General features: G+C 49.8%; 9 protein-coding genes. All 9 read left to right on the top strand.

The annotated features are described in order from the left end of the window. Positions 1–222: hypothetical protein (locus APA10_RS15235; protein ID WP_214442631.1), on the top strand; the 222-nt coding region annotated here is incomplete at its 5' end. A 197-nt stretch (positions 223–419) separates the two neighbouring features. Then, on the top strand, positions 420–2,108 hold the full coding sequence (gene cydD, locus APA10_RS05505) for a thiol reductant ABC exporter subunit CydD (protein ID WP_003630265.1): 1,689 nt from the start codon (positions 420–422) through the stop codon (positions 2,106–2,108). Next, entirely contained in the window at positions 2,105–3,796 is a 1,692-nt protein-coding gene (gene cydC / locus APA10_RS05500) for a thiol reductant ABC exporter subunit CydC (RefSeq protein ID WP_035366032.1), read from the top strand. The genes cydD and cydC overlap by 4 nt, the downstream gene beginning before the upstream one ends. Positions 3,797–3,860: 64 nt before the next feature. Continuing rightward, positions 3,861–5,474, top strand: coding sequence for a cytochrome ubiquinol oxidase subunit I (locus APA10_RS05495; RefSeq protein ID WP_003630268.1), 1,614 nt, complete (start codon positions 3,861–3,863; stop codon positions 5,472–5,474). A gap of 14 nt (positions 5,475–5,488) precedes the next feature. Further along, a complete protein-coding gene (cydB, locus tag APA10_RS05490; protein ID WP_003630269.1) occupies positions 5,489–6,628 on the top strand; it encodes a cytochrome d ubiquinol oxidase subunit II in 1,140 nt (379 codons plus the stop codon). Positions 6,629–6,641: 13 nt separating this feature from the next. Further along, positions 6,642–6,836, top strand: a complete 195-nt coding sequence (locus tag APA10_RS05485; protein WP_019087756.1) for a hypothetical protein — start codon at positions 6,642–6,644, stop codon at positions 6,834–6,836. A gap of 345 nt (positions 6,837–7,181) precedes the next feature. Further along, the gene (locus APA10_RS05480; RefSeq protein WP_003630272.1) at positions 7,182–8,522 is read left to right on the top strand and encodes a PQQ-dependent sugar dehydrogenase; all 1,341 of its coding nucleotides are present in this window, start codon (positions 7,182–7,184) and stop codon (positions 8,520–8,522) included. 324 nt (positions 8,523–8,846) lie between these two features. Then, positions 8,847–9,665 (top strand): mechanosensitive ion channel family protein, encoded by an 819-nt coding sequence (locus APA10_RS05475; RefSeq protein WP_003630273.1) that lies wholly within the window; start codon positions 8,847–8,849, stop codon positions 9,663–9,665. A 201-nt stretch (positions 9,666–9,866) separates the two neighbouring features. Next, entirely contained in the window at positions 9,867–12,143 is a 2,277-nt protein-coding gene (locus tag APA10_RS05470; RefSeq protein ID WP_003630274.1) for a TonB-dependent receptor, read from the top strand. The last annotated feature ends 184 nt before the right edge of the window (positions 12,144–12,327 follow it).

Raw genomic sequence — 12,327 nt, 5'->3', positions numbered from 1 at the left:
GGGAAGCCTCATGCTACGCCGAAACGCTCATCCGTGAATTTCCAAAAGGGCTCTGAGATATCTACTAAAAATTTTGTTGTGGCTGCACCTTATTTCCTGATCGGGAATGGGGCGCTTTTTCCTTGTAGTCAGTTCGCCGTGCCGTGCTCGCCATATACTTTATCTACGCATATGCCTGTACTGCCGATGGTCTCTGTGATGCTGATTTTATCACGAAAATAGTTAACAAAAATATGTAAGTTAATGAGTGCGGAATCCCCAAATTATCGGGCATTCCATTTTCATATAAATGATATTTTTAAAAATATCCTTTTCCATGTTGCATTGACATCATTAAATACATAATTACATTAAATATGAATTAAGGCGAATGCCTTCCCATTCTCATCCCATGGGTTTGTGAGGGTGGGGCAGTGAGTATGAAAGTGATGATGCAATCTTCGGGCAACAAAACCCTTGCGGGCTTTACGCGGCGCATAAGCCTTTGGCTTGGTGTGGCTGTGCTGCTTGGCGGCGTTGCGGCTGTATTGTTGGTGTTACAACTTACTGTTTTTGCAAGAATTGTTGCAGATCTTGCTTTTGGGCAGCACGCGTTGGTGGCTGAAAGGCCAGCCTTAAGGTGGTTGGTGTTTTTTCTGGTTGCGCGTGCGTTGTTGCAATGGGCGGCCGATATGGTCGCCGCACAAGGAAGCTTGCGCCTTATCTCCAGTTTGCGGAGTGAACTGTTACAGCATCTGTTTAATGTTGGCCCAGTAGGGATGGCCAGCCACACAACAGGGGAAACAGTTACAGCGTTGGATGCAGGGCTGGAAGGGCTGGAACCCTATTTTGCCCAGTATATTCCACGCGCTGCCATGATGGTGGTGTTGCCGTTTATGATTTTGGCAACCGTTTTACATCTGGACGGCTGGAGCTTCTTGATTCTTGCCTGCACCGGGCCGCTTATTCCTGTTTTTATGGCGCTGGTTGGGTATCGGGCGCAGGCTATTATGGACCGGCAGTGGACCCAACTGCTTTTGCTGGGGTCATCTTTCTTGGATGCACTGCAGGGGATGACAAGCCTGCGGCTGTTTGGTCGTGCAGGGGATGCCGTTGCTGCAGTGGCCAGTATGGCAGATGAATATCGCTGCACAACCATGTCCGTTATGAAAGTGGCATTTCTTACCTCTGCGGTATTGGAATTTTTTGCCAGCCTTTCTATCGCACTTGTAGCCGTTGTGTTTGGTGCCCGTTTGCTGGAGGGAAAAGCAGATTTTCAGTCTGCTTTTCTGGTGCTGCTTCTGGCGCCAGAATACTTCATGCCATTGCGGGCTTTTTCTGCCAGTTATCATGCGCGGCAGAATGCCACGGCAGCCATGGTGGGTATCAGCAAACTGTTTGCGCTGCCATCTGTTGCAACATGTCATTCTAATCAGCCAATCACAGAGCCACTTCTATCTGTAAGGTGCGAGAATCTGTCAGTTGGATATGAAGCAAACAGGCCAGTTTTATTCAATGTGAACTGCACGTTTGCACGCGGCACGCTCAGCTTGATAATGGGAGAAAGCGGGGCGGGCAAAACAACGCTGGTGCGTCTTCTGCTGGGCCTGTTATCGCCTGTTGCAGGACGTATTGTTGCAGAAGATGTTCACGGCGCAATACATGCGCATTGGCAGTCTAGCATTGGCTGGGTGCCGCAACGGCCTTGCCTTATACATGGCACAGTGGCGGAAAACCTGCGCCTGGCAAACCCACAAGCAGATATTGAAAGCCTTCGTAATGTTGCGCGGCAAGCTGATGCGCTTTCGTTTATCGAGGCTCTGCCTCAGGGGTTTGATACCCCTATAGGGGAGCGTGGGGCATGTCTGTCTGGCGGGCAGGTACAGCGTTTGGCGTTGGCGCGTGTGCTGTTGCGTAACCCGCAAATTCTCATTCTGGATGAACCTACAGCCCATCTTGATCCTGTAAGCGAGCAATGTGTGGCTGCTGCCATCGCGCGTATTGCACTGAATCGCATTGTTATTGTGATCGCTCATCGCGGGGCAATCATCAACTACGCACGGCAAGTGCTGCGGGTGCATAAAGGGCAGGTTTGCAGTGTGCCAGAAATGTTGGAGCACGCAGCATGAACACGTTTTTACGCCTCGCTGTGCTAATGAAGCCTATTCAGCGCGAAATGCTCATAGGGCTTGCTCTGGCAGTCGTGGCATCTTTGGCTAATTTCGGATTGCTGTTTTTGTCCGGCTGGCTTTTGGCCGCTGCGGCAGTAGCGGGCCTTGGCGGGATTGTGGCGCAAAATGCCTTTAACATTTTCTTGCCTGCTGTAGGCGTCAGGTTTTTTGCCACTGTACGTATCCTTGCCCGGTATCTGGAACGGGTGGTGACGCATGATGCTACGCTGCGGTTCATTGGGCGTGTGCGGGCATGGAGTTTTGAAAGGCTTGCTCCTCAGGCGCCTGCCGCTCTGGCTCAGCAACGCAGTGGGGATATGCTGTTCCGTTTTGTGTCTGACACAGACCGGATGGGGCAGTTTTACCTGCAAGTCATGCTGCCTTTTGCTGCTGCAGCCATCTGTTGCACTGCATATGTAGTGATAACAGGCTTATTTTCTCTTCCGGCAGCCTTGGTTCTGGGGGTTGGCCTGTTGCTGTGTGGAACCATAATCCCGCTGATAACAGCCAAACTTTCAGCGCACGCAACTGCACAGATCAGCCTTCACCAAGACATGATGCATGCAGATCTGACGGAGATCCTGCAAGGCATGGGCGAATTTATGTTTCTTGGCGCGGCAGGCAGTGTGCAAACACATATTGCAGACCAACAAGCCAATATCCGCTTATGCCGCCAAAAGATTTTTCTGCTAGAAGGTGGCGCACGCTGCCTGAGCACAATTATTGGCACGTTAAGCGCGGTGGCAATGTTGGCTCTTGCTACGCATGCCTATCATGCAGGCACTCTTTCCGCTGCGTGTTTGCCTATGTTGGCATTGGGCGGGCTTGCTGCATTTGATGTGGTGGGGCCTTTACCGGCGGCATGGCAATTGCTGGGGCACGTGCGCGTGGCTGCACGTCGCGTATTTGCTGTATGTGATAAGCCTCCATGTGTGCCTGCACCTGCCGCAAAAGCCTCGCCAGTTCAACCGTTGGATCTGTGTTTTTGTAACTTGGGAATGCGTTACCCAGAAGCAAAACACTGGGCACTACGGCACGCAAACCTGTTGATCCGGCAGGGAGAGCATGTCGCTCTTGTTGGGCCATCAGGGTCAGGCAAAAGCACACTGATAAATCTGCTGTTCCGTTTTTATGATTATCAGGAAGGAACAGCCAGCTTTGGCAATGTTGATCTGAAAAACGTCGATGCTGACGTCATGGCGCATCATGTTGGCGTGGTGGCGCAGGACTATCATCTGTTTCAGGGCAGCATCCGGCGTAACCTGATGATTGCCTGCCCCAATGCCACAGAGGAAAAAATGTGGCGGGCATTACAAATTGCGCAACTGGCAGAGTTTGTGCGCGCTGAGCCGGCAGGGCTGGATACCTTGATTGGTGAAGAAGGTGTTCGTCTTTCTGGCGGGCAGGCACGGCGGTTGGCGATAGCGCAGGTTGTGCTGCGTGCACCAGCCTGGATCATTCTGGATGAGCCAACAGAAGGGCTGGATACACAAACAGAGCAGGAGCTTATGACCGCTTTGCTTTCTGCTCTGCCGCCGCAGGCAACCATAATGTGCATGACCCACAATCCTGCAGTGGCGGGATTGATGGACCGTATCGTGCGCGTTGAAGATGGCCGGTTTCATGAGGCCGGGAGAGCGCCATGATCCGACGATGACCTGATACTTCGAAAAACCTTATTTGCTTTTACCGTAATCAGGAGATCTGACGGTGGAATTTATTGATCCCAATGTCGTCGATCTGTCGCGCTTTCAATTTGCGCTGACGGCATTGTACCATTTCATGTTTGTGCCCCTTACCCTTGGCCTTACATTCATGCTGGCAGCTATGGAGACGGTTTATGTCGTCACTGGTCGGCAGATTTATAAAGATATGGCGCAGTTTTGGGGCAAACTGTTTGGTATCAACTTTGCCATTGGTGTTGCAACCGGCATCACAATGGAATTTGAGTTTGGCACCAACTGGTCCATGTATTCTCATTTCTTTGGGGATATGTTTGGCACGCCCTTGGCTATTGAAGGTCTTATGGCCTTTTTTATGGAATCAACGTTTGTAGGTCTCATGTTTTTTGGCTGGGACCGGCTGAGCAAGCAGGCGCATCTGGCCATCACCTATTTGGTGGCTCTGGGTTCTAATTTGTCGGCCTTGTGGATTTTAATTGCCAATGCCGGGATGAATATGCCCGAAGGTGCACATTTTGATCCTGAAACCATGCGGATGCAGTTTGAAAGCTTTGTAAATCTGGTTTTTAACCCAGATGCACAGGCCAAGTTTGTACACACATCTGTTGCGGGTTACGTGTCTGCCGCAATGTTTGTGATGGGGATTAGTGCTTTTTATCTTTTGCGCGGTCAGCATCGGCAGTTTGCAGCGCGTTCGTTCCGTATGGCGGCACTGTTTGGCATTATCTCTACTGTGGCAGTTATCACGTTGGGAGATGTGCTGGGCCGGTTGGATTATGAAAAGCAACCGACCAAAATTGCAGCGATTGAAGGCCTTTGGCATACCAGTAAACCACCGTTTGAACCGTGGATTTTGGCTGCTCTGCCGGATGATGCCAAGCAGGAAAACCATTTTGAAGTTGGTGTGCCGCTTGTACTTACTCCGCTGATTACCCATACGTTTGATCAGCCTATTACCGGTATGCACGAACTGGAAGATGCTGCCGGACCGCGTATTCGTTCGGGTATTGAGGCCGTGAGCGCCTTGCGCCGCTATGGCGTAACGCATAGCGATGTAGATCTTGCTTTGTTTACACAGCATGAGCAGGATATGGGGTATGGCCTGTTGGCGGCCCGTCATGCGCCCAATCAGGATGTTACGAACATTCCTGAAAATCAGATTGATGCTGTGGTGAAAGCAACCCAGCCCGATATTCTCCCCAACGTGTTTGTTACGTTCTGGTCTTTTCGGTTTATGGTGTTTCTCTCCCTATGGTTCTTCGCGCTGTTTGCTATCTCGGCTTATGTCAGTTTGAAGCGTCGGCTGGAGCATAACAAACTACTGCTAAAACTGTGTATGTGGTCTATTCCTTTGCCAATTTTGGCCACAGAGTTTGGGTGGATTACGGCTGAAGCAGGCCGCCAGCCGTGGACGGTATTTGGCTGGCTGCCCACTTTTCTTTCAGCTTCAAGCCACGGCGTGTCTTATATGGTGTTTTCGCTTATCGGGTTTGTGCTGCTTTACAGCGTGTTTATTGCCGCAGAACTTTACCTCATGTTCAAGTTTGCGCGTCTGGGACCAGAGCACGACAGCATGGAACCACATGCCCAGCATGATGCGCCCAAACCGTCTGCCTTTGACATGCACCCCACGGCCTCCTGACAGGAAACGGTGATATGGAACTTTACGCGATACTGAAAATAGTCTGGGCCGTTATGCTGGGTGTGCTGTTTATCGGCCTAGGCACCATGGTGGGCATGGATATGGGGGTTGGCACATTATTGCGCTTTGTAGGGCGTAATGATGCCGAACGCCGTACAGCACTTAACATTATTGGCCCGCATTGGGATGGCAATCAAGTATGGTTCATTTTGGGAGGAGGGGCAATTTTTGCCGCTTTTCCCACACTCTACGGTACATCGTTCTCGGTTTTTTATGTGGTCATGATCACGCTGCTGTTCAGTATGATCCTGCGCCCAGTCGCATTTGAATATCGCTCCAAGGCAGATAGCAAAATGTGGCGTGCAAGCTGGGATTGGGTGTTTCTGGTTTCAGGCTTTGTGCCGATGTTTATCTACGGCGCAGCCTTTGGGAACATTCTGGAAGGGGTTGGATATCATTTTGGCTGGACGGGGCAGTATTATCAGGATGAATCCTTCTTGTCCTATCTACTTAATCCATTCGCCATTTTGTGCGGTCTTATGTCCGTCAGCCTGAGCATTTATCAGGGCGGGGCCATGTTGATGCTGCGGGCCGATAATCCTATTTGGGCACGTGCACGGCATTACGCTATTGTCGGAGGTCTATTTGCGGCCATCCTGTTTGTGGCCGGTGGCATATGGGTGCAGTTTTTGCCGGGATTTGTCATGCAGGCTCCGGTTAATCCGGCCATGCCAGCAAACCCACTACATGGGCAATCAGTAGCTATGGTTGCTGGTGGGTGGATGCATAATTTCCACAATCATCCTGCTTTGTGGGTGCTGCCACTTATGGGGGTAGGCTGCATGTTGGCAGGTTCTGCCATGCTGGTTGCTGGTCGCACTGTGGTGGCCTGGTGGTTAGGCTTGGGTGCATGGGCTGGTACTATCATGACAGTGGGGTGTGCCATGTTCCCATTTCTTATGCCGTCTTCCACCGTGCCAGATCAAAGCCTGACGGTATGGAACAGCACCGCAAGTGAATATGGCTTGGGTTGTATGCTGGCCGTGGCCGCCATTTTTGTGCCGATTATTCTGTCTTACACTTCTTGGTGTTATTACGTCATGCGCGGAAAGGTTCATACCGCTGATGTCGTAAACGATACCCATAGCTACTGATTGTGAGGTCGTGATGACAAAGCTTTTGCGTCTGGCCGGTCTGGCTGTTGTTCTTGTAGTCTCTCTGCTGTTTGCCGTGTTTGTGGGGGACCAGGGGCCATGGTATTTTGCGTGGGTGATTGGCACGGTCATGATCATTCTGATTTCTGGGGCAGGGGCTATAATGCTGGATGCCCAATCCAACCTTTCATCCGATGAGGAAATCTGATCATGATGGGTGATCTTGAACGGATTATTTTCTTTATTCCCGTTGTGTATATGGGCCTGTATCTTATTGCTTACCGGTGCGGACGGCGCTGGTTCCCATAAATAAAAAATGCGCCACCCCAACATATATGGGTGGCGCCATTATTGGGTGAAGCAGGTAATATAAGTGGCAGATAGTGGAACCTGCCAAGATGTTCGGATGTTACACAGGCACTACGCATTGACCAGACGATCATGCTGTTGTGCGTAAGCTTGCTTTATTCTTGGTTTTTCTTCCAAAAAATAGAGCAAAGGTTTCTTTGTTGAGTGCATGATCTTGGTCGCAACATAGAACCGAGAGAATGTTATGAAAACATGGGTGTACTGGGGTGGCGTTGGCGTGCTGAGCCTTGCGGTTATCAGTGCTGCCGGGTGGAAGCTTTTATTGCATCCAGAAGCAGCAGTGCTACCTGTTGCTTCTGGGTTTGGTCCTAGTCCAGATCTTCCCAAACCCAATCATACCTTGTTTCCAACGGTTAATATTGCAACGCCTGTTGGATGGTCGGGCACGCAGGCCCCATCACCCGCACAAGGGTTGGCAGTTACGGCTTATGCAAAGAACCTGAACCATCCGCGATGGCTCTATAAGTTACCCAATGGTGACATTCTGGTGGCTGAGAGTAACTCCCCCAAAACAGATGTTAAAACCGTTAAAAGTCGTATAGCCGGGTTTGTCATGGGTAAGGCAGGTGCGGGCGATGCCAGCCCGAACCGCATTATTCTGCTACGTGATACGTCAGGAAACGGAACTGTAGATACGCGCACGGTTTTTCTGGATCATCTTTATTCTCCGTTTGGGATGGCTCTCATAGGGAATGATCTTTATGTCGCCAATGCCAATGAGATTGTGCGTTTTTCCTATCATGATGGCGATACGCAAATTAAGACGCCCGGCACCAAAGTGGTAGACCTACCTGCTGGCTATAATCATCACTGGACCAAAAACTTGCTTGCCAGCCCAGATGGCAGCTTTTTGTATGTCACTATCGGATCCAACAGCAACGTTGCCGATAACGGAATGGAGGTTGAAGAGGGGCGGGCGCGGATAGACAAACTCGATCTGTCCACAGGAAAGTTGACCCCATATGCAACCGGGCTGCGTAACCCCAATGGCTTGGCTTTTGAGCCAGATACTGGCGCCCTGTGGGTGGCGGTGAATGAGCGTGATGAAATAGGCAGTGACCTTGTGCCCGATTACATTACCGCCGTGAAGGAAGGTGCGTTTTATGGTTGGCCCTATAGTTATTACGGCCAGCATGTTGATAGCCGTGTTTCACCTCAGCGGCCGGATCTTGTGGCGCAAGCTGTTGTGCCTGATTACGCGGTTGGGGCGCATACTGCTTCCATCGGGATTGCGTTTTCTCATGATGCCACTCAACTTCCTGATGCATGGCGCCACGGGTTGTTTGTGGCGCAACATGGATCATGGAACCGCAGGCCTAAAAGTGGCTACAAAGTTATCTATGTGCCGTTTGCTGATGGCCAGCCCGCAGGAATGCCCATTGATGTATTGACGGGATTTTTAACATCAGACGAAGCGCATGTGCATGGGCGGCCAGTAGGACTTGCGCTTGATCGTTCAGGGGCATTGCTGGTTGCTGATGATGTTGGCAATGTTGTGTGGCGTGTAACGAGACAGAACCCATAATACCCGTTGCTTTGAAATGTGTTTGTTGCACTCTGGATAATAAAATACGGATCACAGTTGTGTGATTTTGGTGCCGAACAGATGCATATGCTTTCAATATCATGAAGGCATATGCAGACGATTATGACTCTGTGTACCTCAGAACCTAAACGCGCGACTGAGCACTTTAGTGCGATGGCGATGTGTGGTTAACCAATTCACAACAATATGTATAAATTTTAGTCAGGCCATAATGATGACGGATAGTCGTGAAATATCCTACGATGTCAGGAAGGTGCGGGCGCTACATGCTGCCGTGTAGCGAACGCGAAATATGATTTAGGGATGATTATGGAAAATCAGGTTCATTCAATTTGGGCGCAATTAAGCGGGCTATTGCCTGTATTGTTAGGGTATGTAAGCCAGTTTGTTCTGGCATTGATTGTTCTTTTTGTCGGCTGGAAAGTTGTTAACGCAGTAACGCGTGCAATGGGCCGGATGATGACCGCCAGCCATATAGAACCAACGCTGCGTGGGTTTTTGCTCAGTGTTGTCGGCCTGTTCCTGAAAGCTCTTTTGCTGATCAGCGTTGCCTCTATGGTCGGAATTGCAACAACATCGTTTGTTGCCGTGTTGGGTGCTGCAGGCTTGGCTGTTGGTATGGCGTTGCAGGGTAGCCTTGCAAACTTTGCCGGCGGTGTTTTGATTCTGCTGTTCCGTCCCTTCAAGGTAGGGGATTCCATTACTGCAGGTGGCAGCTCGGGCACGGTGACATCCATTGAGATGTTCCGCACTGTACTGCTGGATGCAAACCACGAGATTATTTATGTTCCCAACGGAACGCTCTCGAACAACATTGTTATTAACAGCTCGGAATCTGATCGGCTTTTGGGTTCAGTCAGTTTGCTGATTGATTACAATGATGATCTTGATAAAGCACGGACGCTCTTGCTGGGGCTGACAGAACAAGATCCGCTGGTCTTGAAAGATCCGGCTGCTTCGGTTTCCTTTTTACCAAAGCCTGCAAATATTCAGGTCACTTTAGGGTTCTGGTGTGCGCCGGGTGATGTTTCATCTCTCGTGGCAAAGTATTCCGAGGATTCAATCAAAGTGCTTCAGCGGGAAGGTTATCGTTTGGGGGTAACTGCGCGGCCAGCCGCATAATACACGCTATTCTTGCTTCGGGTTCAATAAGAGCCATCAATTTTGGCGAGGGGGTAGGCATTGTCCTACCCCTTTTTGATTCAGCCGGTGTTTGCATTGTCCTGCTGAGAGACCCAACGAAAACTCATAGAAGTACGTACTTGCAATTTATTCTTAGTTGCTTGATAAGGCGCTGGCCGTTCCCATGCAGTGAGCCTTACTATGAGTTTCCGTGTGTTTTGTTTGAATACGCTTTGTGTTTCCAGCCTGCTTGCAGGTATTGGCGAAGGCGTTTTCTTTCCTGATGATGCGCAGGCAGAAGGCGTGGCATCGTCACAGAAGGCCGTTCGTGCGCCGCTTTCAGCTAAAAAACAGCCAAATACAGATCAGACAAAAAAGGCGGAGCAAGGGCAAAATAAGCAGACAACAGCTCCTGTTGCTGCCAAGCAGGAAGATCTGGTTGTTAAAGCATCGCGTAGCAACCGGATGTATGTCACCAACGGAGGGGACCTGGGAGTTTTAGGGCATAAAAAGGGGTTAGATGTTCCGTTTAATATACGGAGCTATAATTCCAGCCTTATCCTCAACCAGCAGTCCCAAACGCTTGGGGATGTTTTGTTGAATGACCCTACTGTTCGCACAACAATGGGGTATGGCAACTACGCTCAGCTTTTCCAGATACGTGGCTTTACCCTGTATGGCGATGATATTGCGATTGATGGCTTGTATGGTGTGACACCCCGCCAGCTTGTTTCACCACAACTTTATGATTCAGTTCAGGTTCTCAATGGTGCCAGCGCGTTTTTGAATGGTGCCGCTCCAGGCGGATCTGCCATTGGCGGCAATGTAAATCTTATTCCCAAACGTGCAGCTTCTACCGATATCACGCGTGTAACAGGGGATTATACAAGCAGCGGGCAGGGTGGTGGCGCGTTTGATCTAAGCCGCCGGTTTGGCAAAGACCGTGCTTATGGTTTCCGCTTCAATGCCGCAGGTATGGATGGGGAAACGCCTATCAAGGGTGAACGGCATGATGATATTGCCCTTGGTGGTTCCTTTGATTGGCATAATGATGATACGCGCATCAATATGAACATGAACTACCAGAAACAGCAGGTTTTTGGTGGGCGCAGCGCCATTATTGTTTCCAGCCTTGCAACCGATATGCCTACACCCAAAGCCACATCTCCATCAAAAAACTGGGGGCAGCGCTGGGCTTATACAGATCTTTCTTATCTGTTTGGCACGTTGAATATTGAGCATGATTTCGGCGAGCATATTACCACCTACGCAAAATTTGGTGCCCAGAGCGGGAACGAAATGGGTAACTACGCCACAACCACACTCACCAATTCTCGTACAGGGGATGGATCTGTGGGGGCTATGGCAGATGCCTATAATGTTATGAACGAGGCAACGCAGGCTGGTGTGCGTGCGCATGTCAACACAGGCTTTATCAAGCACGAAATCAATGCAGGTGGTTCTGCTATTTGGGAAGAATCAGATGCAGCCTATGCCATGAGCTTGGTAGGGGAATCTGGAAACATTTATCATCCCACACAGTTTACGCCCAATGAAACATATGCCGGAGGAAGCCTGCGCAACCCGGGCCGCGTTTCATGGAACAAACTGTATAGCCTGTTTTTGTCTGATACGATGACGTTCTGGCACGACCGTATCGCATTGACAGGTGGCTTTCGTTATCAGGATATCTTGTCAGATTCCTATAATTACGGAAGTGGTAGCCTGCTTTCACATTATAATTCTTCAGCCTTTTCGCCCGTTATCGGCCTTGTTGTGCATCCGGTTAAGAATTTTGCGTTGTATTTCAACCGTATCCAGGGGCTTTCTGCGGGCACCACTGTTGGTTCCACTTACGTGAATGCAGGGCAAACCTTTGCGCCGTATCAAAGCACGCAGTACGAGGTCGGTGCCAAGTATGATGTGGGCCGTTTTTCTGCTGGCGTCGCATTTTTCCAGACATCTATGCCGTATGGTATGACAGAACCTTACGGAGATACGGGTGAATCTATCTATACCCAAAGTGGTAAGCAGAGAAACCGGGGTATGGAATTGACATTCAACGGGGAAATCCTGCGTGGGCTACGGTTTAATGGAGGCCTCACGCTGATTGATGCCAAGCAGGTGCACACAGCGGGTGGGGAATATAATGGCAAGACCGTTATTGGTGTTCCAAATTATACAATTAACGGCAATCTGGAATACGATGTCCCCTTTGTAAAAGGGCTAACGCTTGTGGGCCGTGTGGTTAGCACTGGCAAGCAGCAGTTCAATAACGTAAATTCGGCACATCTGCCTGCATGGTCTCGGTTTGATCTGGGGGCACGTTATACCTTCCTCGTGCATAATAAGCCTCTTACGGCCCGGTTTGAAGTCGATAACGTTGGAAATCAACGTTATTGGGCTTCTGTTTATCAGAGCGATCTGGTTATGGGTGATCCGGAAACATTTAAGTTTTCGGTAAGCGCTGATCTCTGATAGGGCCAGATAAGAGGATACTGCTGTTAGAAGTGCCGGATGTTGCTTTGCTGCATCCGGCTTTTTTAGGTGCGCAATAGTCCGATGCGCATGAAGCCGAGATTTTCTTTTAGAAGACAAAGTTTCCAAAATTTCAAAAGTTATTTTGTAAATAAAAATTATTTAACAGAGAAATTGTTCTTTG

The organism is Acetobacter pasteurianus subsp. pasteurianus LMG 1262 = NBRC 106471 (genome assembly GCF_000285275.1).
Taxonomy (GTDB): domain Bacteria; phylum Pseudomonadota; class Alphaproteobacteria; order Acetobacterales; family Acetobacteraceae; genus Acetobacter; species Acetobacter pasteurianus.
Note: the sequence above shows the minus strand (reverse complement) of the source record. Positions and strands in the feature narration are given on the sequence as shown.

Coding starts and splice junctions, on each gene's coding strand:
- cydD (WP_003630265.1), top strand. CDS start 420: ATGAAAGTGATGATGCAATCTTCGGGCAACAAAACCCTTGCGGGCTTT.
- cydC (WP_035366032.1), top strand. CDS start 2,105: ATGAACACGTTTTTACGCCTCGCTGTGCTAATGAAGCCTATTCAGCGC.
- cydB (WP_003630269.1), top strand. CDS start 5,489: ATGGAACTTTACGCGATACTGAAAATAGTCTGGGCCGTTATGCTGGGT.
- APA10_RS05485 (WP_019087756.1), top strand. CDS start 6,642: ATGACAAAGCTTTTGCGTCTGGCCGGTCTGGCTGTTGTTCTTGTAGTC.
- APA10_RS05480 (WP_003630272.1), top strand. CDS start 7,182: ATGAAAACATGGGTGTACTGGGGTGGCGTTGGCGTGCTGAGCCTTGCG.
- APA10_RS05475 (WP_003630273.1), top strand. CDS start 8,847: ATGATTATGGAAAATCAGGTTCATTCAATTTGGGCGCAATTAAGCGGG.
- APA10_RS05470 (WP_003630274.1), top strand. CDS start 9,867: ATGAGTTTCCGTGTGTTTTGTTTGAATACGCTTTGTGTTTCCAGCCTG.